The organism is Bifidobacterium bombi DSM 19703 (genome assembly GCF_000737845.1).
GTDB lineage: Bacteria > Actinomycetota > Actinomycetes > Actinomycetales > Bifidobacteriaceae > Bifidobacterium > Bifidobacterium bombi.
This window is the reverse complement of sequence record NZ_ATLK01000001.1, coordinates 1,058,047-1,081,735: the sequence shown is the minus strand read 5'-3', so window position 1 is coordinate 1,081,735 and position 23,689 is coordinate 1,058,047. Positions and strand designations below refer to the sequence as shown.

The 23,689-nt window shown below is 58.0% G+C and carries 16 protein-coding genes, 2 tRNA genes and 1 pseudogene; 17 read left to right on the top strand and 2 right to left on the bottom strand.

The genetic code is table 11. The features are described from left to right. Positions 1–12: 12 nt before the first annotated feature. From BBOMB_RS04100 to BBOMB_RS04045, 13 genes and pseudogenes are all read left to right on the top strand, one after another. Positions 13–831 carry a fumarylacetoacetate hydrolase family protein gene (locus BBOMB_RS04100; protein WP_044087067.1) on the top strand — a complete coding sequence of 273 codons (819 nt, stop codon included), beginning with the start codon at positions 13–15 and terminating at the stop codon, positions 829–831. A 1-nt stretch (position 832) separates the two neighbouring features. Continuing rightward, positions 833–1,546 (top strand): pyroglutamyl-peptidase I, encoded by a 714-nt coding sequence (locus tag BBOMB_RS04095; protein ID WP_044087068.1) that lies wholly within the window; start codon positions 833–835, stop codon positions 1,544–1,546. Positions 1,547–1,714: 168 nt separating this feature from the next. Further along, entirely contained in the window at positions 1,715–3,184 is a 1,470-nt protein-coding gene (locus BBOMB_RS04090) for a coiled-coil domain-containing protein (RefSeq protein ID WP_044087069.1), read from the top strand. Positions 3,185–3,292: 108 nt separating this feature from the next. After that, on the top strand, positions 3,293–4,633 hold the full coding sequence (locus BBOMB_RS04085; protein ID WP_044087070.1) for a C1 family peptidase: 1,341 nt from the start codon (positions 3,293–3,295) through the stop codon (positions 4,631–4,633). Positions 4,634–4,925: 292 nt separating this feature from the next. Beyond that, complete coding sequence (locus BBOMB_RS04080) at positions 4,926–6,065, top strand: 3-deoxy-7-phosphoheptulonate synthase (RefSeq protein WP_044087276.1); 1,140 nt, start codon at positions 4,926–4,928, stop codon at positions 6,063–6,065. A 74-nt stretch (positions 6,066–6,139) separates the two neighbouring features. Beyond that, positions 6,140–7,441: a 3-deoxy-7-phosphoheptulonate synthase gene (locus tag BBOMB_RS04075; RefSeq protein WP_081867285.1), complete on the top strand. Its 1,302-nt coding sequence runs from the start codon at positions 6,140–6,142 to the stop codon at positions 7,439–7,441. A gap of 188 nt (positions 7,442–7,629) precedes the next feature. Continuing rightward, positions 7,630–8,322, top strand: coding sequence for a 5'-methylthioadenosine/S-adenosylhomocysteine nucleosidase (gene mtnN / locus BBOMB_RS04070; protein WP_044087072.1), 693 nt, complete (start codon positions 7,630–7,632; stop codon positions 8,320–8,322). A 158-nt stretch (positions 8,323–8,480) separates the two neighbouring features. Next, positions 8,481–9,620 (top strand): phosphate ABC transporter substrate-binding protein PstS, encoded by a 1,140-nt coding sequence (gene pstS, locus BBOMB_RS04065; protein ID WP_044087281.1) that lies wholly within the window; start codon positions 8,481–8,483, stop codon positions 9,618–9,620. Positions 9,621–9,947: 327 nt separating this feature from the next. Beyond that, positions 9,948–10,910 (top strand): annotated as a pseudogene (gene pstC, locus BBOMB_RS08305) (phosphate ABC transporter permease subunit PstC); the annotation flags it as partial. A gap of 183 nt (positions 10,911–11,093) precedes the next feature. Next, positions 11,094–12,068: a phosphate ABC transporter permease PstA gene (gene pstA / locus BBOMB_RS08300; protein ID WP_044087283.1), complete on the top strand. Its 975-nt coding sequence runs from the start codon at positions 11,094–11,096 to the stop codon at positions 12,066–12,068. A gap of 52 nt (positions 12,069–12,120) precedes the next feature. Then, on the top strand, positions 12,121–12,900 hold the full coding sequence (pstB, locus tag BBOMB_RS04055) for a phosphate ABC transporter ATP-binding protein PstB (protein WP_044087073.1): 780 nt from the start codon (positions 12,121–12,123) through the stop codon (positions 12,898–12,900). 330 nt (positions 12,901–13,230) lie between these two features. Further along, positions 13,231–13,995 (top strand): ribonuclease PH, encoded by a 765-nt coding sequence (rph, locus tag BBOMB_RS04050; protein WP_044087074.1) that lies wholly within the window; start codon positions 13,231–13,233, stop codon positions 13,993–13,995. Positions 13,996–14,137: 142 nt separating this feature from the next. Next, positions 14,138–14,971, top strand: coding sequence for a non-canonical purine NTP pyrophosphatase (locus BBOMB_RS04045; RefSeq protein WP_044087076.1), 834 nt, complete (start codon positions 14,138–14,140; stop codon positions 14,969–14,971). 321 nt (positions 14,972–15,292) lie between these two features. Here the strand turns inward: BBOMB_RS04045 and BBOMB_RS04040 are convergent, their stop codons facing one another. Then, the gene (locus BBOMB_RS04040; protein WP_152570130.1) at positions 15,293–16,324 is read right to left on the bottom strand and encodes an AEC family transporter; all 1,032 of its coding nucleotides are present in this window, start codon (positions 16,322–16,324) and stop codon (positions 15,293–15,295) included. Positions 16,325–16,508: 184 nt separating this feature from the next. Here BBOMB_RS04040 and BBOMB_RS04035 point away from each other — a divergent pair. Continuing rightward, a tRNA-Leu gene (locus tag BBOMB_RS04035) sits at positions 16,509–16,589 on the top strand. A 535-nt stretch (positions 16,590–17,124) separates the two neighbouring features. Here the strand turns inward: BBOMB_RS04035 and BBOMB_RS04030 are convergent. Beyond that, positions 17,125–17,197 (bottom strand) — tRNA-Thr (locus BBOMB_RS04030). A 463-nt stretch (positions 17,198–17,660) separates the two neighbouring features. Here BBOMB_RS04030 and BBOMB_RS04020 point away from each other — a divergent pair. The 3 genes from BBOMB_RS04020 (at position 17,661) to BBOMB_RS08295 (ending at position 23,602) form a co-directional block, all read left to right on the top strand. Further along, on the top strand, positions 17,661–18,872 hold the full coding sequence (locus BBOMB_RS04020; protein ID WP_044087080.1) for a mannose-1-phosphate guanylyltransferase: 1,212 nt from the start codon (positions 17,661–17,663) through the stop codon (positions 18,870–18,872). A 338-nt stretch (positions 18,873–19,210) separates the two neighbouring features. Next, complete coding sequence (gene pgi, locus BBOMB_RS04015) at positions 19,211–20,905, top strand: glucose-6-phosphate isomerase (protein WP_044087081.1); 1,695 nt, start codon at positions 19,211–19,213, stop codon at positions 20,903–20,905. Positions 20,906–21,664: 759 nt separating this feature from the next. Further along, the gene (locus tag BBOMB_RS08295) at positions 21,665–23,602 is read left to right on the top strand and encodes an ABC transporter permease (RefSeq protein ID WP_330934697.1); all 1,938 of its coding nucleotides are present in this window, start codon (positions 21,665–21,667) and stop codon (positions 23,600–23,602) included. The last annotated feature ends 87 nt before the right edge of the window (positions 23,603–23,689 follow it).

Here is a 23,689-nt window from a genome sequence, read left to right as displayed (position 1 = left end):
TAGACTGGTGGCATGAGGATTGCACGTTTTTCACATAACGGAACACCGCAGTATGCTTTCGTACAGAGCGACAAGTCGAGCGGCAGGGACTACCTTGCGGTCCTTGACGGATACCCGTTCGGTTCGCAACCGGCGCGTCCTACCGGCGAGCGTTTCGAATTGGATGGCGAGGGAATCCGCCTGCTCGCTCCGGTCATCCCTTCAAAGATCTACGGTTTGGCCAAAAACTATGAGGCGCATGCCCGCTTCATGCATTCCCAAGGGCACAGTCATGAGGAACATGCTCCTCGGGACATGGTTGTCTTCATGAAGCCGAGCACCAGCGTGATCGGACCGGATGACCCCATTGTCATGCCAAGCTTCAGCGATGATATGAACTTCGAACCCGAGGTGGCCGTGGTCATTGGACGTATCGCCAAGAACGTCACGGAAGCCGAGGCCATGGATCACGTCTTGGGATTCACCTGCGTCAATGACGTGACGCTGCGCGACCTGCAAGGGTCCGATCCGATGTGGACTCGCGCCAAAGGTTTTGACACCTCATGCCCGTTGGGTCCATGGATCGAGACGGACCTCGACTGGCGCGATGCGCGCATCTCGTTCCGACTCAACGGCGAGGATGTGCCGGAAGCCAACGGCACCACCGCGAACCTGATCCATTCGATTCCCGAACAAATCGCCCGGATCTCAAGTTTCGCCACACTGCTGCCAGGCGACGTCATCATGACGGGCACGCCTAACGCGTATGGCAGTCTGCATCCCCTTGACGAGGCGCAGGTGACCGTCGAAGGCATCGGTTCGTTGCGCAACGTCGTCGTGAAAGGGCAGTGACGTGGAATCAGTGAATGTCGTTATTTCCGGTTTCGACCCATATGAAGGCGTGGAACGCAATCCTTCGCGGATCGTCGTGGAGCAGTTCGCGCGCGAGGGGATCGATCCGCAGGACAATCGGCAGGACGATTTCCTGTCGGATGTACGGGTGAACATTACTCCAGTGATGCTTCCCATCAGTTTTGAGAAGGCTTGGGAGGTTCTTGAGGATACGCTCGAGGAACAAGACCCCAACGTCGTCATCGCCACCGGTTTCGCCCGGTCCGCGCGTGGCATGCTGTTGGAGCGTTGTGCCGTGAACCTCATGGATATTTCCCGCAAAATAAGTGGCAAGGGTATGGATTCAGGCTTGTCTGGGGAACCGGACATGGATGAGCATGGCCCCATCGATCACGATGGACCGGCGGCGTTTTGGACACGTCTGCCTTTGAGGGCGATCCTCGATGATTTCGGAAGGGATGATATCCCCGCCGCGTTGAGTTCGGATGCCGGCACGTTCGTATGCAACTCCCTTTTCTACAATCTCATGAAGTGGGCGACGGCTCGTCATCGCCACGTCATTTCGGGCTTCGTCAGTCTTCCGGCGATTGTGGATGCGCCGCATGCCCAGCATGGGCTGACGGTCGGCCAACAGGTGCAGGCCTGCCGTGACGTGGTGCGCGAGGCGGTGAGCTATTACTTCGATCCGTCGTCGTCGGACATTCTCATCGGCTGAGACACCGGTTCGGTGAGGTGCATGCGTGTTGCGCTGTTTGTGGATTTCGTGTGAATTCCCATTTTCTCAGTGTTTTTTTCAGCTCCATGAAATAGTATTGTTATGTGCGATTTGGGCGTTTCGCCCTCTAATATGCGTATGGGTCGAATGGTGTTGAAAGGAATGGACATGGCGGATCAGTTTCCAGTTGTGCTTCGTGGGTATGACAAGGACGCCGTGGATGCGGCGTTCAGCGAGAATCAGAAAACGTTGGAACGGTTGCGTGCGCAGGTGAGCGCAAGTGATGAATCCATCCTCAGGCTTCAGGCGCGACTTCAGGAAGAGAAGAACAACGTCAAGAAGGCCTCCAAGGGCGGCAATTCCTTCGCCTCCCTCGGAGCCAATGCTCAGCAGATGCTCGCCTCCGCCGAGCAGACCAGCGCCGAGCTGGTCAACAGGGCCAAGCAGGATGCTGCCAACACGCGTGCCACGGCCCAATCTCAGGCGCAGACCCTGATCAACAACTCCAAGCTTGACGTGCAGCGTGCTCTCGATGAAGCGAACGCTAAGGCTGCCACCATACTCGCCAAAGCACAGACCGAGTCCGTTTCCGCTTCCCAGAGCGCCAAACAGGAGGCCGAACAGCAGCGCGACGAAGTCAACAAGTACGTGGCACAGCAACGTGACGCGTTGGAGATCGAACTGAACAACACCCGCGAGGAGCACTCGAAGCGTCTGGCTTCCGAACGCGCCAAGCAGGAGCGTGAACTCGCTGATATGAAGGCCAAGGCGACCCAGGAGATCGCCGATTCTCGTAAGGCCAACAACGACGAGATAAGCAAATTGAAGAAGGAATCCAGCGATCAGATCGCCGCCGCATTGGCGGAGGCCAACAAGAAGCTGTCCGATGTGCGCGAGCAGGTGTCTAGCATGACCACTTCGGCCCAGCGCAAGGCTGCGGAGATCATCGACGAGGCGAAGTCCAAGGCGCAGTCCATCACCGATGAGGCTCAGGTCAGCGCCACGAAGACGAAGGCTCAGGTCAACGCCGAAGTTGAGCAGATCCGTGCGGATATTGCCTCCCAACAGGACGAAGCCACGGCCAAGGTCAATGAGTTGCTCCAAAAGTTGGAGGAACAGCGTGAGCAGGCCAAAAAAGAGACGGATGCCTTGGTTGCCAAAGCCAAGGACGTGCGCGATGAGGCTGATGCCTATGCGGTAAGCAAGCGCAAGGAAGCCGATGACCAAGCCACGCAGATCATCGAGAAGGCCGCAAAGGACGCCGAGAAGAAACTGGAGGAGCGTCGCGCCGCGGCCAAGGACGAGCTGGACGGGCTTGATTCGCGTATCGCCCAGATGCAGGAGCGCGAGTCCGACATCACCCGCCGGGTCACAGAGCTGAAGGCCATGTTCACCAACGCTTTCTCGGGCTTCGGCGTCGCCGTTCCGGACGCGGACCAGAAGACCGCACCCACGGAGATCCCCGTCATCAACGCCGTGGATTCGGCGGATTCGCAGGGGGAAGTCCAGAAACAAGGCGCGGACGGTCCGCAGGCTGATGCCCAAACCGGTGCATCCCGGGACGGTCAAGGGCAAGCTGCGGGGTCTACAGGTGAACGGAAGGGGAACGGGACTTCCCGGGGTTCCGCCCGGCGTTGACGTCCGACTTTGTCTGCAGGTACCCGGTGAATGGTCTGCTGGAAGACGAAGTCATACCAAGAACACGTTGACGCCGATCAATACACAAGGGAAAGGAATAGGAGCAGTATGTCTGAAATCGCACCACTAAGTGAGGGACGACTGGAGAAGATGCGCGAGGACTTCGCATCGAACCCGACCAACCACATCGCCATGAACGCGGTCACTACGGTGGGCATCAACGATGTCGCCCGTAATTATGACCGTGCCCGTAGTTTGCCGCGCCGTTTCTCGGTGACCGTCAACAACGGCGAGGTGACCAATCAGAAGCAGTCCGGCCGTTGCTGGTTGTTCAGTTCGCTTAACGTGTCGCGTTACGTTGCCAAGCAGCAGTTCAATCTCGATGGTTTCGAGCTTTCGCAGGCGTATGCCATGTACTACGACAAACTGGAGCGGATCAACTATTTCATGCGTGACATGGCGGAGTTGGTACGTACCGGAGAAGGACCGGACTCACGTTTGGTCAAGCACCTGCTCGATGACGTGATGGGCGATGGCGGTCAGTGGACCATGGCTCTGAACGTCTACAAGAAGTACGGCGCCGTTCCCAAGGATTTCTTCCCGGAAACGGCTTCCTCCGAATCAACCGGCGTGATGAACAACCAGTTGCGTAAGATGCTGCACACTGCCGTGGCTCACATGTACGCCGATCCGGCTCGCATCGATCAGATCATTGACGAAACCGTCGAGGCGGGTCATCGCATGCTCACGATTCATCTGGGCGAGCCGCCGAAGAGCTTCGATTGGGAGTGGACGGACAAGGACGGCAATTTCCACCGCGATGGAGAGATCACCCCCGTGGAGTTCTGGGAGAAATACGTGAACGCCTCCGCAGGTCTCGAAGACTATGTCTGCCTGGTGGACGACCCACGCGCGGAGCATCCTAAGGGCAAGAAGATCGGCATCGAACATTTGGGAAACGTGGCCGGCGGTGATCCCACGGAATATCTGAATGTTCCAAACCAGTTCATGAAGGATTGCGTGCGCAGGCTGCTTTCGGAAAAGAACCTTCCGGTGTGGTTCGGGGCCGACTGCGGCCCCATGATGGACCGCAAGAACGGCGCTTGGGCGACCGATCTGTTCGAGTACGGCAAAGTCTATGACGTTGACTTCGACATGGACAAGGAGCAGCGTGTACGTTACGGCGAGTCCGCCATGAACCACGCGATGGCTTTCGTGGGCGTGGACGTGGCGGATGACGGCACGACCACCAACCGTTGGAGGGTCGAGAACTCGTGGGGCGACAAGGTGGCGGACAAGGGCTACTTCACCATGAGCGACGACTGGTTCACCGAATATGTGTACGAGGTGGCGGTACCGAAGTCCATGCTTCCGGACGAATATCTGGCCGCCTTGGATGAGCCGGCCATCATGTTGCCCGCATGGGACCCGATGGGTGCCTTGGCGTGAACTGATACGTTCGTACCTGCAGACGGTTTGCGCTGCTGAAGGCTATGACCGTCTGGGCGGACGGTGTCGTGGGCGTGCTAGGAATGCACGTCCGCCGCATCGTCCGCCGATTGCGTTGTGCCAGGTATCCAGCCCGCGTTCATCGTCATTCCCAGCCGTTCATCATTGCGACATCGGCGTGCGAGGATGAACGCGAAAGACATACAATGGAGGGCGGTTCGGTTCCGACGTGCGGACCTCGGTCTCGGGGACCGGTAACGAGGTCGCGGATCGGCTGAAGGGAGGAGAGGGCATGACGTTTTTGAAAGGACCCGGAAGTGCGCAGGATGCGTCGCGCTTTGGTGATGGGGCCGTCTACCCCGAGACCGTCGATGTCAACATTAAGCAGCTTGATCCCATACCGGCGCCGCGGGTGTTGCTCGAGCAATTGGCCATGACTCCCGAACAAAGCCGATTCGTACTGAAGACCAGACAACAGATCCGTGACATACTTCATGGCCGTGACGACCGCCTTCTTGTGATTGTGGGGCCCTGTTCCATCCACGACCCCAAGGCCGCGCACGAATACGCAGTCAGACTTGCGCAGGTTAGCAGGGAATTGGATGACCGTCTGCTCATCGTCATGCGCACATATTTCGAAAAGCCACGTACGACGGTGGGTTGGAAGGGTATGATCAACGATCCGGACCTGAACGGTGAATTCAACATCCGCAAGGGGATGTTCCTGGCGCGTCAGGTGCTGCTTGACGTACTTTCGCAGGGCCTGCCCACGGCCATCGAATGGCTTGACCCCATCACCCCGCAGTACCTGTGCGACTTGGTAAGCTGGGGTGCCATCGGCGCTCGCAACACCGAAAGCCAGGTGCACCGCGAGCTCGCCAGCGGCATGTCGATGCCTATCGGTTTCAAGAACTCCACCGATGGTTCGGTGAAGGCGGCGGCCGATTCGTGTTACGCCGTCTCAAGCGAGCATCATTTTCTTTCCATCAATCTCGACGGTCGTGTGATTTCGGCGCAGACCAAAGGCAACCCCGATTGTCATATCGTGCTGCGAGGCTCAAGCCAGGGGCCGAATTATGATGCTGCCTGCGTCCACAAGGCGCTGGAGACGCTGCGCGAGTCCAAGGTGACCGGACCCAGCGAACATGGCCTGGTCATTGACGCGGCCCATGGCAATTGCGGCAAGAACGAGGTCCGTGAGGCACAAGTGGTGGAGGAGATCGCCGAAAGACTGGCGAAGGGCGAGCAGGGTATCTTCGGGGTGATGATGGAGAGTTTCCTCAAGGGAGGGCATCAATCCCCGGCTCCGCTCGATCGGTTGGTATATGGGCGTTCGGTTACCGATGCCTGCATTGCGTGGGATCGCACGAACGAATTGCTTCACGGGCTTGCGGCGGCGGTCTCGGCGCGACGCGTGTTGGATGGCGAATGAATGCTCGCATCGGTCGTGCCTGTGTTTGGTGGAACGTGCCTTAGGCTGTTGATGACGAAGGAAAGTGTGATCTCATGAATCATGATGACGCTCTGGGTGGGTGTGCCGAAGTCAGTGGGATTGATTCCGGCTCCGCCGGTGGAAGCTTGCGAGTCGCCGGTGGCGACCAGGACGACGATGTCCGCCGTCTTGTGAATGATTACGAAGCTGGTTCCGAAGTTCGCGGTTTGGCTGAATTTCGCCGCGCCATCGACAACGGTGAAAATCCGCTGACGGTTCCCGATGTGCCGCGTTGGGAGGATCAGGCCGGCATCAGCAGAATTGTCAATCGGCGGGTTTTCGAACTTGAGCCTCTGCCTACGCCCGCTGAAGTCCTTAGCGGGCTTCCGCTCGATGAAGCGGCGCAGAATCTGGTGGCCGCTTCCCGCGATGAGGTTCGTGCGTGTCTGTACGGACAGGATGATCGTCTGCTGGTCATCGTAGGTCCGTGTTCCGTACACGATCCCAAGGCCGCGTTGGATTATGCGCGCCGTTTGGCCCGCGTCAACGAGGAGGTGCGCGACCGGCTGCTCATCGTCATGCGTGTGTATTTCGAGAAACCTCGTACGACGGTGGGTTGGAAGGGGCTGATCAACGACCCTGACATCGATGGAAGCCACAATATCGTCAAAGGTCTGTTGCTGGCGCGACGCACCCTTCTGGAGGTGCTTGGCACGGGTTTGCCCGCCGCCACGGAGTTTCTTGAGCCTACCAGCCCGCAGTACATCTCCGATGCCGTGAGCTGGGGTGCCATTGGGGCGCGCAATACCGGTTCGCAGGTGCACCGTCAGCTTGCCAGCGGGCTTTCCATGCCCATAGGCTTCAAGAACGCCACGGACGGGTCGGTGAAGATAGCCGTGGACAGTTGTTTTACCGCCGCTCAGCAGCAGACCTTCTTCGGCATCAACCATGAGGGTCGTGCCAGCGCCGTGCAGACCTTGGGCAATCCTGATTGCCATGTAGTGCTGCGAGGCTCCTCGAAAGGCCCGAATTACGACAGTGCTTCGGTTGCCGGTGCGATGGAGGCGATTCGCGCCGAACTCCCGGCGGATTGCGCAGCCGCGCAGGGTCTGATCGTGGATTGTTCACATGGCAATTCAGGTAAGGATGAAGTCAGGCAGGCTCAGGTGGTGCGTGAGATTGCCGCACGTATTGCAGCCGGCGAAAAAGGCATTACCGGAATCATGATGGAGAGCTTCATCGAAGGCGGCAATCAGCCGGCCGCACCCTTGCATCGACTTCAATATGGCAAGTCCATAACGGATCGATGCATCTCTTGGCCGCAAACGGAGCTGCTTCTGCATGAGCTTGCGCGGGCTGTGGATTCTCGCCGTTGACAGACCACCTGCGCGTATGGCATCGGGTAGCGGTACTCGTCGTGACGGCGCCGTGGGCGCTGCCGGCGCGTCTCACCTTCGTGGAGCATCTGGAGTAAGATAGGGTAATCATTGTGAACGCAGCATGCCTGCCGTCCGGGTCGGTCGGTCTTGGATGCGCATGCGAGGCCATAAGCGGGAGGAACGGCATGAAGACGATTGCGATCATCGGAGCTATGGATGAGGAAGTGACGCTCATCGCTGGATCATTGAACGATGTGGAGCACGACGCTATGGCGAGTCTGGATGTCAACCGCGGCACTCTTGAGACGCGTTCCGGCGAACGTATTCGCGTCGTCGCCACTGTAGGTGGCATGGGTTTGGTCAACGCCGCCGCCACCACCCAGTTCCTCATCGACCGTTATGACCCATGCGCCGTCATTTTTTCGGGCATCGCCGGAAGTCTCAACAAGTCCATGCACATCAATGACGTGGTGCTTGGTGGAACGCTGCGCTACCTGGATTCGGACATGCGTCTGATCGCCCAATGGAAGCCGCAGACCGAAGAATTCCATGGAGACGCCCGACTTCTGGAAGTGGCGTCCGCCGCCCTTGATGACGCTGGCATCAACCATATCGTCGGCACCATTGCATCCGGCAACTATTTTGTGGATACGCCGCAAAAAGTCGCTGACGTAGCTGCTAATACCCATGCCGACGCCGTGGAGATGGAGGGGGCAGCGGTGGCTCATGTGGCCGCCCGCAATGATGTTCCTTCCTTGGTCATTCGTGCGCTTTCGGACAATGCGGATACGGAATATGAGGAGTTCAGGGATTTTGATGTCTCCGAGTATGCCGATACCGCCGCGCGCCTGGCGGTCGATATAGTCACCCGACTGTAGGGAAGCAAGGCCTTGACCGCCGCGTGTCCGGCGGGATTCCGACCATTCGCGCTTTTGCCCCGGCGTGTCGCGGCGGCGTTGCTTTGCGACGTGTCCCGACCAAAGCCTTTGGATTGGCGTTAGGCCATATTCTCTGCGATAATTGCCGTGTGAGCAAGATACACAAATCTGCGGTGTCCAAATTCTTCGCCGGCGTTTCTTGCCTGGCGCTGATCGGCACGTTTTCCGCATGCGGCGATAACGTCGACCCCTCGACTTCGGCAGGGGCTTCACGGGCTTCACATGCAGCCGGTCCCAATGAATTCTATGGCGCGGGTGCCTCCTCTCAGCAAGGCGTGGTCGATGCCTGGATCTCCACGTATCAAAAGAAAAATCGTGATGTGAAAATCGCCTATAATCCCACCGGCTCCGGTGCAGGTGTCACCACTTTTCTCACCGGCGCCACAACGTGGGCCGCCAGCGATTCCCCGTTGAATGACGAACAAGTGAAGCAGTCGAAGGCCGTGTGCGCTTCAGGCGAGGCCTTTGAAGTGCCGGTCTATCTTTCGCCGATCGCAATTGTGTTCAACCTGCGAGGAGTATTGGGAAGCACCGTTTCAGCCGAAGAACGGCATCTGAACATGGATGCGGCCACCGTTGCGCGCATTTTCGACGGGAAAATCACCAAATGGGATGACGAGGCCATCAAAGCGTTGAATCCGCTTATAGACCTGCCTGATGTGCCGATTACGGTGGTGCGTCGTTCCGACAAGTCAGGGACGACACAGACCTTCACTTCATACCTCAAGGCGGCCGCTCCTTCGGATTGGCGGTACGAACCTCAGCAGAACTGGCCGAATGACGTCGGTCAGGCCGCCAAAGGGACTGACGGCGTGGTGACGACCGTCTCGCAAGCCGATGGCACGATAGGCTATGTCGATGCAGCGAAACGGGGTAATTTCGGTACGGTCTCGCTCAAAGTGGGCAAAAGCTATGTGTCCCCGGAAGCTGATGCCGTGGCGAAGGTGGTTGATGCCTCGCCTTTGCGGCAGGTGCCGAAGTCAAGCAATCGCGTGGTCGTCGATGTGAATTACGGCACCGACGCCAAGGGGTCTTACCCTCTGGCGCTGGTCTCCTATGCCGTGGCGTGCTCTGCCTACAAGGACAGGGCCAGCGGTAAGTTCGCCAAGGATTGGTTGGGTTACATAGCCGGCACTGAAGGGCAGAAGGTCGCTCAGGACAATACGGGTTCGGCACCGCTCGGTACCGGATTGAGCAAAAAGGTGCTGCATGCGATTTCCAGAATCGATGAGAAGTGAATGGTCGCATCATGTGCAGGTGGTTCATGTGATGCGTTGATGTTCCGGCCTTTGTGGATGGAGCGGAGGGGTCGGCCAAGACGATTGACGATCGTGGCGCGTGAGCGCGGGATGTGGTCGGTGGTTCCGGTTCGGCGCTTGTGCGTCGGACCATGAAGAAAAAACGAGTGGTGCCGAAAACGGCATGGATTGAGAAGAAGTGACGGTTTGGATAAGTAAGGGGTGTGCGATGATGTATAGGAAGCTACACTGATGGGTGCGCATGGGAAGGCGTCTGAAACAGCCTTTGAAGAAGCCCGAGATGGCCGTGTGCAAGAGCCGGACGTGATGCGTGTTCCTGGTCTTGGTGACAGATCGGATGGCGTGGCACCGAACGGCCAAAGACATACCGGCGACGTCGTGTTCCGTTTTCTGGTCTATGCCGCGGGCATCGCGATTTTGTTCGTGCTCGGCGCCGTGCTCCTGTTCCTGCTGGCACGGGCGTGGCCCGTCTTTGCCGCTGACGATCTTCAGGCGTCCTCCACGTTCCAGGGGTTGAGCGGAGGCAAGGCGAGCGGTTTCTGGCAATATGTCGGGCCACTGCTTTTCGGCACGGTCATAGTGTCGGCGCTCGCGCTTGCCATCGCATTCTTCGTGGCCATCGGTGTGGCGCTGTTCATTGTCTATTACGCACCGAAATGGTTGGCGCGCGTTCTTAATGCGATGGTGGATCTCCTTGCGGCCATCCCCTCCGTCATATACGGCCTATGGGGAAGCACTGTTCTCGTTCCCGCCTCCTATGGATTCTGGAGATGGCTGGCGCGCTATTTTGGTTGGATACCGCTTTTCGCCGGTCCGGCGGCTGCACCTCCGCGCACGGTGGCGACCGTTTCGGTCGTGCTTGCAGTCATGATCATGCCGATCATCGCATCCATGACCCGCGATTTGTTCACCGGTGCCCCCCAACTCACCCGAGAGGCGGCGCTCGCGCTCGGAGCGACCAAGTGGGAGGCAATCAGGATGGCCGTCCTTCCGGTCGCCAGGTCCGGCATGGTATCGGCTTCCATGCTAGCCCTCGGTCGTGCGTTCGGTGAGACCATGGCCGTCATGATGATTCTGTCTCCTGGGCTGACGTATTCCTTGCGTCTTCTTCAGGCTTCGCACACACAGACCATCGCCGCCAACATCGCTTCGCAGTTCCCTGAGGCTAGCGGATTGGGCGTGTCCGCGCTCATAGCGACCGGGTTGGTGCTGTTCCTGGTGACGTTCGTCGTCAACGCCATCGCGCGAGCCATCACCACCAGAGCTACGGGGGTGCGCGAGTCCGGCGATTCGTTGTGGCAGGACATTCGTCACGTCGTTACCAGGTTCGTTTCCAAGGTTGCCGGTTGGTTCAAGGCCGATACGGGAACGATTCGCGCTGAGGCAGCGGGCGCGCATGAAACAGGACAGGTCGCCTCAGACGTCACGCAGGAGCGCAAGGCGGATGTCCATGTGGCCGGCGTCAGTGTCGACACCGAGCTTGATTTTGCCAGATTCCGGCCGACTTCGGAGCTTCTTCATTGGCGCAAGGCAAAGAACGGCATTATGTCGACGCTCATTCTATGTGTGTTCGTCTTCGCCATGATTCCGCTCGTGTCGCTCCTGTGGACCACCATACAACGTGGCGCCGGACGGCTGAATCTGAATTTCCTGACCTACAACATGTCGGGTGTGGTCGGTGGAAGACCGACGCCATCCGGCGGTTATGGCGGCGCGGAACATGCCATTATAGGCACCTTGGAGGTCACCTTCGGCGCGATGGCGATCAGCGTTCCGCTCGGCATTCTGTGCGCAGTGTATCTGACTGAATATGCTCATGGCGGCAAGCTGGCCCACGCGGTGGCCATGATGGTCGGGGTAATGAGTGGCGTGCCTTCCATCGTTGCTGGACTTTTCGCCTATTCGCTGTTCACGATCGTATTCGGTCCTGGCATGCTCAGCGGTTTTGAAGGTTCGGTGGCGCTTTCTCTGCTGATGGTGCCGACCGTCGTCAATTCAAGCGTCGAAATGATTCGTGCGGTGCCGGTTGATTTGCGAGAGGCGGCCTACGCGCTTGGCGTCACGAAGCAGCGTACGATCACGCGCATCGTGTTGCGTACGGCCCTTCCTGGTATCATCTCGGGTGTGCTGCTCGCCATCGCGCGTGTCATCGGGGAGACCGCGCCGTTGCTCATGACGGCGGGGTTCATTTCGACGACGAATTGGAATCTGTTCTCCGGGCAGATGACGACGTTGCCGGTCTATGTATATCAGGAGTATCAGAAGCTTTCAGTCACGTGCACCGTGTCGGCGGGGCCCGCCTGCATAGCCGACATTCCCACGCAGCGCGCGTGGGCGGCGGCGCTGGTGCTGATTGTGCTGGTGCTGCTCCTGAATTTCGCGGGCCGAGCGGTGCAGAAGATCTTCACTCCGAAGGTAGGACGATGAATTCGGCTTCGGAAAGCAAAAGACGAGGGAAAAGGAAGGATGAGGTGGTGATATGGGGCAAGGCATAGAAATCAAGAATCTGAATGTGTTTTATGGTGATTTCCACGCGGTTCAGGATGTGAACATCTCGATAGCGCCTAACAAGGTAACGGCGTTCATAGGACCGTCTGGCTGTGGAAAGACCACGGTGCTGCGCACGATCAACCGCATGCATGAGCTCACCCCAGGCGCTCGGGTGGAGGGGCAGGTCCTGCTTGAAGGCCACGACCTATACGGTAAAGGGGTTGACCCGGTGGCCGTGCGCCGTGACGTGGGTATGGTATTCCAGAAGGCGAACCCATTCCCGACCATGTCGATCCGCGACAATGTGCTCGCGGGCATACATCTGAACAAACGGCGCATATCGAAGTCCGATGCCGACGAGCTTGTGGAGTGGGCTTTGCGCGGAGCCAACCTGTGGGATGAGGTCAAAGACCGTTTGGATGCACCCGGAATAGGACTTTCCGGTGGTCAGCAGCAGAGGCTGTGCATCGCGCGGGCTGTCGCGGTTCATCCACAGGTGCTCCTTATGGATGAGCCGTGTTCGGCTCTTGACCCGATCTCCACCCTGGCCGTCGAAAGCCTGATTGACTCTCTCAAGCGTGACTACACCATCGTCATCGTCACTCATAACATGCAGCAGGCGGCCCGTGTGGCTGATTACACGGCGTTCTTCAATCTGCGGGCTCCCGGCAAGCCAGGGCATTTGGAGTACTTCGCCGATACCGAAACCATGTTCAACAATCCGCAGAACGAGACCGCTGCGCGCTACATCTCCGGTCGTTTCGGCTGATACCGGGTTCCCAATGCGTGAGGTTTCGTGAGCGTGGGGTCTTATGAACCACGGTTCGTGCCGTATGTGGTTTTCCTTGTACCTACAGCTTCCTAGGCCGGGGTTCTCGTGAAGGCTGAGCCTTCCTGAACTCTCTCTGTCCTGCGGGCGACCGCTTGTGAGCTTCGTCTTGTTCAATGGCGGTCCATCCATAAACGGCCCGGCTCGTTGCCACGGAGAAGGTCCGGAATCGGCGCCTGCCGAGCCGTCGATGTGCTCGGTGTCTTAAAAGCTGTTTTCCTGAACGGGGAGGCCGGCCAGTGCGTTGAGAGCTGCTGCTAGATTGGCTGTATGGCTCAGATTAAAGATCTACTTGGAAACGATACCGTTATTAGGCCCGATGGACGTAAGATCGATGAGTTGCGTCCGGTCAGCATCACCCGACACTTCACCGACGCCCCCGAAGGTTCCGTGCTCATCTGCTGTGGGAACACACGCGTGATGTGCACCGCCACGTTCACGGCTGGTGTGCCGCGTTGGCGTAGGGACAGTGGCTTGGGCTGGGTGACGGCGGAGTACGCCATGCTCCCCAGAGCCACCTCCGAGCGTACTGCCAGGGAATCAATCAAGGGCAAGGTGGGAGGCCGTACTCAGGAAATAAGCCGGTTGGTCGGTCGGGTGCTGCGAGGCGTGTGTGATTTGAAAGCGTTGGGTGAGAACCAGATTCAGATTGATTGTGATGTACTTCAGGCTGATGGCGGGACCCGTACGGCCTCCGTTACCGGCGCTTATGTGGCTCTTGTGGATGCCTTGCGTTGGGCGCAGGGCCATAAGCATATCAAATCCGCCGATCGAGTACTGAAGGACCGTGTCTCCGCCGTTTCCGTGGGCATCATCAACGGTACCCCCATGCTCGACCTGCCTTATATCGAAGACAGCCAGGCGATGACGGACATGAACGTCGCAATGACTGGATCGGGCGACTTCATCGAGATACAGGGCACCGCTGAACACCGACCATTCACACGCGACGAATTGGGGGTGCTGCTCGACCTGGCGGCCAAGGGGAACACGGAACTTCAGGCCAAGCAGGGTGAGGCGCTCAGCGAGAAATGATGGTTGTGGCCGGTATCTGTGCATCGATGTTTCGCCTATCCCACGGGCTTCATGGCATGGAATGCGCGATATCGGATTTTCGATTCGCCGCCCCGCGCTGAAGTGAAGCGGACATTGGCATCCACTGTGTAAGGAGGAGTTCATGAAGTTCGTCGTGGCGACGCATAATGAGGGCAAGCTGCCGGAAATCGTGACCATCGTCGAGGGGGTCTTGGGACAGCGGGCCGTCGATATGGAACTGGTCAGTGCCGGATCCCTTGGCCTTCCCGATCCCGTGGAGACCGGGGTGACCTTTGAGGAGAACGCCTTGCTTAAGGCTCGTGATGTGGCTAAGCGCACCGGGTTGCCCGCCTTGGCTGATGACAGCGGGCTCATCGTGGATGTCATGGGTCGTGCGCCTGGAATCCTGTCTGCTCGTTGGTCCGGCTCGCACGGTGACGATACCGCGAACATGAACCTGTTGCTTGCTCAACTGTCGGACATTCCGGATAACAAACGCACGGCTCGGTTCTGCTGTGCTGCGGCTTTGGTGGTGCCAGTCAGCGGTGGCCATGGTTCCGCGAAATCCCGCGCTGATGAGGGCGTCCTGATTCGTGAGGCGCGTTCAGGTCAGGCGAATTCAGCCGATGGATGTTTTCAGGAGACCGTGCGTCTGGGGGAAATGAAGGGGGTTGTCATCCGTGCGCCGCGTGGTGGACATGGATTCGGGTATGACCCCATTTTCGTTCCGGACGATCAACCAGCGGATCATGCGGTGGGTTGCGTTCATGGTGATGTCGGTGCCGTCAAGGGCTCGACTCGCATGAACATGGATTACGATGCCTCCATAAACAGGCGGGAGGGCGTCCGGCGACGCACCCTGCCGTTGACGAGCGCCGAGATGACCCCCGAAGAGAAGAACGCGATTTCGCATCGTTGCAAGGCGTTCACGGCTCTGGCCCCGGCGATAGGGGAATTGCTCAGAACGGTTCAATGAGGGGCGTGCCATCGTCAGATGTATCATCGTCGGATGTCATCATAGTCGGTCGCAGCATGGACCGGTTGCAGTTCGTCATGAGTCGTGCCTTCCACTGTAGGTCTGGTGCATTGCGACCGGCGGTGACTCCGCCTAGGGATTTCCGTTGACCGCCGTCGGTCGGATACTGGCACGTTTCCTTGATGAAGGAACGTAACTGCTCGTTTGGTGGGCTTTGGTGATTCGGGACGTCGGTTCTAGCCCCTACGGTCTGCGTACACATTCTGGACATCAGGCATCCGTGAATCCCGGCTGTTCGCCGTGTGCAAGGGGATGTCGCCTTTACATATGAATCGCCAGGTGCACGACGACCATGAGTACTGTGCTGATGACTGCGGTTACAGACAGGCTGAATCCGGCCAGCTTCGCGTTTCCGAGCACCTTGTCGGTGAACATGGTCGAGAAGACGGCGATGGGGGCGAAACAACACAAAACCACGCTCTCACGAATCGCCGTGCCAAACGGCAGGAGGAACCAGGCTATGAGAGCCGCCAGCACGGCGCAGGGGAGGCGCCAACCGAGGACTTTGCACACGCTTGCCACGTCATGTCGGTTGGAGGGCAGCTCGGTGAGCATTCCCACCATGAGCATCGAGCAGAAGGCGTTGGCGCCGGAGAATGGCTGCGAGACTTGTGCCATCCAATGCGGCAGGTGTACGTCCGCTACCATCAGCACGACCATCACGATATAGGTGTCGAAGGAGGGGGAGGAAAGAAAACCCCATGCGATGGATTTGGCGAGTGCGCGGCGGTGCAGGCGTCTGATGCCGGGATCGTTCTCGACCTCGTGATGCGGTTTTCGGCCATCGTTCCATGCCGCGTCGTCCTTGCGGCATGAGGCTCCTTCCTGCTGCGTCAATGTTTTTCCAGGTGGGATGTCCAGGAGTTGTTGGGTGAGGACGTTAGTCCCCGCAGCGACCATGATGTTGTTGCCGATGTCGAACATAGCGGTGGCCACCAGGCCTTGCGGACCAACCAACGCCTGTACCATGGGGAAGCAGAAGCAACCGACGTTGAAACCGGTGGAGTTGAGCATCATGAACGCGCGGTCGGACACCGGAGTATGTGTCGTCGTCAGATAGATCAGCAGTGGGGGTACTAGCGTGGCCGCAAGGGAGAACAGGGAGATCCAAAGCAGGCTGAGGCTGTGGTCGTTCGTTGCAAATGAGTGGACGATGGCGCCGGGGAGCACGAGGTCAAACTCGATCGCCTGTACCACCCGATAATCCGTGGCTCCGAATACCCTGAGGTGTTTCAGTAGGTATCCCGCTGCGAGAATGAGCATCAGCGTCATCGGCGTGATCAGTACGTCCAACATCTTTGTTCTCCTTTATAACCATCATTCTACGGTAAAAGGCAATGCGCGGCGCGAATGTGTCATATCGCGTCCGGACCGGCTCCGCCTCACAAGACGGTCGTTTCATTCAAGGGATGGTGTGCGGAGGGACGCAACGCGGGTCCTGGGTGACTTCCGCACCGGCTGATAGATTGAGGTCATCGCGCGCATGGCGGAATTGGTAGACGCGCAGGATTTAGGTTCCTGTGACTTTGTCGTGAGGGTTCGAGTCCCTTTGCGCGCACGTTGATCCTGTGAGTAATGACTGTCGGTAACCTGTTCATTGTCATGCAGAACTGCTACAGGAGTCTTTGACTCTGTGTGTGTGTCGATTGTTGATAACAGGCAAATAGCACCACCTCTGATTGGGTTTCAGAGGTAATGACTTTTGATTTTCATGTCACTCAAAATCATCCGGAATAATCAAAGTTCGCGCTCAAAAAGCGCTCGCGGTGCTGGCTGGTGATGTCGGCTTCTCAGCGGTATGTTAATGGATAAAAGGCTTCCAATAAAACCGCAGCCCGCCAGCGAATCAGGGTCAGGGGGCCACATCCATATTCGGTTCGTGTCTTTGGCGCCGCGTGAGTTTCCCATAACACGGTGTCATGGAAGAGGGATCAATTGAATATCGGGCCGGACAGCTTGCGACTACCGTGTAGCCGTCTATGGCGGATGGCCCGTATCTCTTGTCGGCCTTGGACATAACTGACATGTAGCGACACGAATCGACAAGCACCGTAGAGGAATGAATTCCAGATTCTATGACGTCACCATCACGGAGCCGCTTGACAGAATCGAACTGTCGACCTTCTCATTACGAGTGAGACGCTCTACCAACTGAGCTAAAGCGGCCGAGCCCGAGCAGCATACGCCACCCGCGCACAAGACATAAACTATACTCGAAGCCTTTGATTTTTCAAAACTGACGTGTCTTGGATGGGGCTCATGGAAGGTTCGGGTCGGGTTCCCGCCTGATTGCACCTTTTGGAAGACCTTCGAAAATAGGGTCATGGCGGAGGTTCTGGGGCGTATGGAGGCCGGAGTCGGATGCAAGGGCTTCTCCAAGGTTGCCAGCAATTTCAAGAACGTCTGGGAACGGTGTACGGAAACGAACCTCGGCTGTTCGGGGTTCGACGCGCAAGTGCGTGCCCCGGATTCGTCGGGTGTTCAAGGCGGTATGTGCGGCGCACTCCGCCGTGTCTGCAAACCAATTTGACAACGGCGTGCGAGATAATATGCATCAGATAGTAACGGTATTGGAATTACGATTCGGCTGTTCGACAGGCGCGTCGACAAACGGAAGGTGCTTCGGGCCATGAGGGAAGATGCTGAAGGCAACGCGGGTGATTCAGATTTCGAGGATTTCTATGCCATCATTCCTGCTGGTGGTACCGGTACGAGGCTTTGGCCGCTCAGTCGCATGGACAAGCCGAAATTCCTTTACGACTTGCTCGGAAGCGGTCGTACCCTACTTCAATCCACGTATGACCGTCTGTCGGCGCTGGCGGGAGGTTCGCATGTGGCCGTAAGCACGGGATGGCGGCATATGCAGGCGGTTCGTTCGCAGTTGGCCGGGCTTGAGGAGCGGAACGTTTTCGTCGAACCGGTACCGCGGGATTCCACTGCAGCGATTGCGCTCGCGACGGCGGTGCTGGCCAAGCGGTATGGAGACGAGATCGTCGTCGGTTCATTTGCGGCGGATCATGTTATTCGCGATGACGAAGGTTTCAGAGAATCCGTGCGTCAGGCCGTGGCCGCCGCTCGCGCTGGCTATGTCACCACCATCGGAATCGCCGCCTCCCGACCTTCCACGGCGTTTGGATATATTCGCCAGGGACGATCCCTCGCATCGGAAATCCCTGACGCACCCAGGGCTCGTCTTGCCGAGAGCTTCGTGGAAAAGCCTGATTCGTCCACTGCACAGGCGTATTTGGCTACGGGCAAATACCGGTGGAATGCGGGCATGTTCGTGATGAGGGCCGATGTGCTGCTTGGTCGCCTTAAAGAGTTCAAACCGGCTATGTACGATGCCATCTCTCGCATTGCCGATGCCTATGAACGTGCCGATGAATGGGGCCGCTTGCAGGCGATCGCGAGGGATGATGCGTCTGAGGGTCCGGACGGTGCAGTGGATGAGGCCATGGCCAGGTACTGGCCGGGAATCGAAAAGATAGCCTTCGATTACGCGGTCGCTGAACCTTTGAGTGCCGTCGGCGGGGTGGCCATGGTGCCAGGTGATTTCGGCTGGGACGACATCGGTGATTTCAATTCGGTCGCCGCGTTGCTGGCCAGCACGGGCTCCGGCAACATGAAGATCCTCGGTAATGCTGACATGGTGGAGAGCCTGGACTGTGCCGGAGACGTCGTAGTACCTGCGGCGGGAAGAACCATCGCCTTGCTTGGAGTGGACGACATGGTCGTTGTCGACACCGTTGATGCGTTGCTGGTGGCCCCTCGTGCGCGGTCGCAGGAGGTCAAGGACCTCGTCTCGTATTTGGAGCAGGAAGGCCGCGCGGATATCCTTTAACGGTTGGTTCTGGTGAAGCGCTCCAGGTTGGAGGTCTCCGGCGGCATCTCCGGCCACAGTCCGGACCACCAGATGCTGACGGCTTTTCCTTGGCGGGAACGGTTTCATCGGCTGTGCGTGAAGGTCGCGTAGGTGGGTTGTTTTTTTGATCCGGTGTCGTCCTGATGCGGTCTGATGGCGTAATCGCTTCGATTCCAGTGAGAGGATATGTCTCCGGTGAAGATTTGTGCTATTCTGTCCGCTTTTGTGAGTAAATTGTAAATGTAACAGGTGTTGCCGCTACGATTATCTGTTTTCTACTTCAGGCCGCAGCGCACACCGCGATGAAAGGACTTCATATGGCCATCAATCCTCCAATTGACGCTACGACGACACCTGAGTGGGCCGCGCTGCAGCAGCACTATCTCGACATGCAGAACGAGGGCATCAGTCTCAAGCAGTGGTTTGCTGATGATCCCGAGCGTGTGGAAAAGCTGAGCTTCGACGCCGCGGACCTGCATTTCGACCTTTCCAAGGATCTCATCAAGCCTGAGACCCTCAAGCTGTTCGCGGACCTTGCGAAGGCGGTGAAGCTCGATGAGCGCACGAAGCAGATGTACTCCGGCGAGCACATCAACGTCACCGAGGACCGCGCCGTGCTCCACACGGCGTTGCGCCGTCCCGCCAGTGACGAGGGCAAGCTCATTGTCGATGGACAGGATGTGGTCAAGGACGTGCGAGAGGTTTTGGAGAAGATCTACACCTTCGCGCGCAAGGTGCGCAGTGGCGAATGGCGCGGCGTGACCGGCAAGAAGATCCAGACCGTGGTCAACATCGGTATTGGCGGCTCGGACCTGGGTCCCGTCATGGTCTACGAGGCCCTGAAGCCCTATGCTGATGCCGGGATCAGCGCCCGCTACGTCTCCAACATCGACCCCAACGACATTGCGGAAAAGCTGCGCGGACTCGATCCGGAGACCACGCTCTTCATTGTCGTGTCCAAGACCTTCACCACGCTTGAGACTTTGACCAATGCGCGTGAGGCTCGGACCTGGCTGCTTGACGGGCTCAGGTCTTCCGGTGCCATCGACGGCAGTGAAGAGAAGCGGGCGGAGGCCGTCTCCAAGCACTTCGTGGCCGTGTCCACCAACCTCAAGGGTGTTGAGGAATTCGGCATCGACCCCGCCAATGCGTTCGGCTTCTGGAACTGGGTCGGTGGCCGTTACTCCGTGGATTCCGCCGTCGGCACCTCCTTGGTGGTGGTTTTCGGACCCGAGCGTTTCGAGGAGTTCCTCTCCGGTTTCCATGCCATCGACGAGTACTTCGCGAACACGCCGTTCGAGGAGAACGTCGTTGAGTTTATGGGCATGCTCAATGTCTGGTACCGCAACTTCTTCAAGGCCGCCTCCCATGCGGTGCTGCCCTACGACCAGTATCTGCACCGATTCCCCGCCTATCTCCAGCAGCTCACCATGGAATCAAACGGCAAGTCCGTGCGTTGGGACGGCAGCCCCGTCACCACGGAAACCGGCGAGATCTTCTGGGGAGAGCCTGGTACCAACGGCCAGCATGCTTTCTACCAGCTCATCCACCAGGGTACGCAGATCATTCCCGCTGATTTCATCGCCTTCGCAAACACGCCAAATCCGGCCAAGGACGGCGACCAGGACGTACACGAGCTCTTCCTCGGCAACTACTTGGCGCAGACCAAGGCTCTGGCATTCGGCAAGACTGCGGAAGAGGTCCGCGCCGAGGGCACGTCCGAAGCGATCGTCCCGGCCCGCATCTTCACCGGCAACAGGCCCACCACCTCGATCTTCGGTGACACGCTCAACGCCAAGACGCTCGGCGAGCTCATCGCGCTCTATGAGCACATCGTCTTCACGCAGGGCACCGTGTGGGGCATCGACTCCTTCGACCAGTGGGGTGTGGAGCTCGGCAAGCAGCTGGCCCGTCAGATCACTCCGGCAATCTCGCAGGATGATGAGGCACTTGCTGCTCAGGACGCGTCCACGCAGTCTCTGATTCGTTACTACCGTGCCCATCGTCACTGAGATGCCTTTCAAACGGGTGACGCCGGTGGGAATCGTGGCGAAGCGATGCTGCGATTGCGGCGGCATGGTGTGAATTCACGCCGATGGGTGTATCCGCGCCATCGTTCGGTGTTGCTGCGGTGTCCGTGAATCATCGATGAAGATTCGGTGTGCGTGCATAGAATAGATGCACGCACACCGTTTTTTGTTGGGCGTTGCATTGGAAACCTGGAGATGAGGAAATCGGTAACGGGTGCTTGCATCCATCACGAGTGGGAGATTGATGGGGATGCCCGCCTGCTGAACGGGGTACACGTCTGATGGCGCCAAGAAGTTCATCGCTGAACGAATGTGTCGGTTCGACCCTTCCCACGTGCACCAAGCGAAATGATTATGAATCAGGCTTCCGATTGTCATGACGACTTGACAATACATACACCTTGGATTAAATTATAAACGGGTGAATAGGGACATTGCGCACTGCGCACCTACCGAAGGGAGGTGGTGGTCATGGCAAGTGATCTTCCCAGTAGTCGTGGCGAAACTGGTAACCAGGCTGCCATTGCATCCTCCCCGGCATTGGTTTCGTGAGGATGTCCTCATAGTTCCTCGGCTACATCGTAAAACGATGGTTGCATTGGATTGTGCTTGCCCGATAGCTTCATGATTCATCGTGACCGTGTGCGGTTGTGCCGGTTCATGTTGGTGGCTGTATGTTTCGTTTCGGCTTCCTGGATTCATGTCCATCTGATTGATTTGAATGAATACAAAGGAAGTACCATGGCATCGTTCCTGAAAATGTTCGAGCCCCCACGTCGTCTTTTCGTCCCCGCTCAAACCCAGGAGACGGACGAACGCGACACCAAGACCAAACCGGCGGTTCGGGTGTTGTCCGATTGCGTAGTCGTAGCCGTTCTGCTCGCGTTGTTCGGAGCATTGGCGTACCTTCTGCCGGCGATCGACGCGCCGATTGGGCCGGCCGGTATTCCGTCCACGGTTTCCACCGACCTGCGTGACCTGCCTTATTACGCTCTACGCTCGGTATTGCGCATGGCCATCGCGCTTCTTTGCTCCTTGGTGTTCACCTTCGTCTATGGTCTCGCCGCAGCACGCAGTCGCAGGCTCGGTAAGGTGCTCATCCCCGTCCTCGACGTGCTTCAGTCGGTTCCGATTCTGGGCTTTCTTTCGGCTACGGTGACTATTTGGCTTGCTTTGTTCCCCGGCTCCATGCTTGGAGTTGAGGCGGCTTCCGTTTTCGCCATCTTCACATCGCAGGCGTGGAACATGACGTTCTCCTTCTACCGTTCGCTGACCAGCGAGCCCACGGAACTCGTCGAGGCCGCGAAAAATCTGCATTTGAGCGCTTGGCAACGGTTCTGGAAGCTTGATGTGCCCAATTCCATGATTCCATTGCTATGGAATTGCATGATGAGTGTGGGCGGGGGTTGGTTCTTCCTCACTGCTTCCGAGATGATTTCGGTGGGCAACCATACATACGCCTTGCCGGGAATCGGAAGTTTCGTTGAACAGGCCGGCAGTGAAGGCGATATGGGCAAAATCGGCTGGGCCATCGCGGTCATGATCGCCGTGGTGCTGTTGATTGACGTATGCGTATGGAAGCCTCTGACCGCTTGGGCTGAGAAGTTCCGCATCACGCAGAGCGAATCCGAGACGGTCAAGAAGAGTGCCGTGCTTACGCTCATTCGTCATTCGCATCTGAACGATGTGCTTTTCGCACTGATTCGTCCAGTGGGTGATGTCATCGCACAAACCTGGCATGCGTTGAAAAATGCGTTCTCTCGGACATCAGGTTCGCGTCGGCCTGCGGTCGGTGTGCGGACGGCTTCGACGGTTGACGGTGAGGTTCGACCGGCCGGTCGCGCAGTCCACGGCGATGGTTCGGACGACGCGAATGGTGCCCACGATCTTGAAGAGGGCGTGGATCGGCGCAGGAAATCGAGAGCTCGACGCCGCATGGCCGGCGACATCGCGTTTTTCGGTGTTCTCGGCATCGCGTTCGTTTGGGGTGTGGTCCAGCTGTTGCTTTCAATAGGGCGTACGACGGGTTTTTCAGAACTTTGGAGGGCGTTTGGCCTGGGGTTCATCACGTTCGCTCGTGTGGCGGTGCTGATTGTGGTCTGTTCGCTCATCTGGGTGCCGCTGGGGGTCATCATCGGCATGAATTCGAAGATTTCGAGTGTCGTGCAGCCGTTGGTCCAGGTTTTGGCGAGTTTCCCCGCGAATTTCGTGTTCCCGTTCGTGCTGATGTGGTTTGCTGCTTGGCATGTTTCGCTTGATTTCGGTTCGATGCTGTTGATGGCGCTTGGAACACAGTGGTACATCCTGTTCAATGTGATTGCCGGAGCCAGCTCCATACCCGATGATCTGGTGGAGATGACCAAGAGCCTGCATATGAGCGTATGGATGCGCTGGAAGACGCTGATTCTTCCAGCTGTCTTCGGCTCGTGGGTCACGGGAGGCATCACTGCCGCCGGTGGCGCCTGGAATGCCTCGATCGTCTCCGAAATCGTGAGATATAACGGGAAAACGCTTACCGCCAAAGGGCTTGGCTGCTATATCGCCGAGGCCACGGCGAAGGGTGAATCCATGAAGGTGCTTATCGGCGTCGTGGTGATGGCTGTTTTCGTCGTCGCTCTCGATCGTGCGGTATGGCAGCCTCTGCAACGTTTGGCGGACCGCCGTTTTGTCGTGGCGTGAGTGGCACGGCCGCGGCGAGAAGCATATCCTAATCATTATTCACGTATGAGTAACCCACTACCATCACTTGTATAAGGAGCAGACATC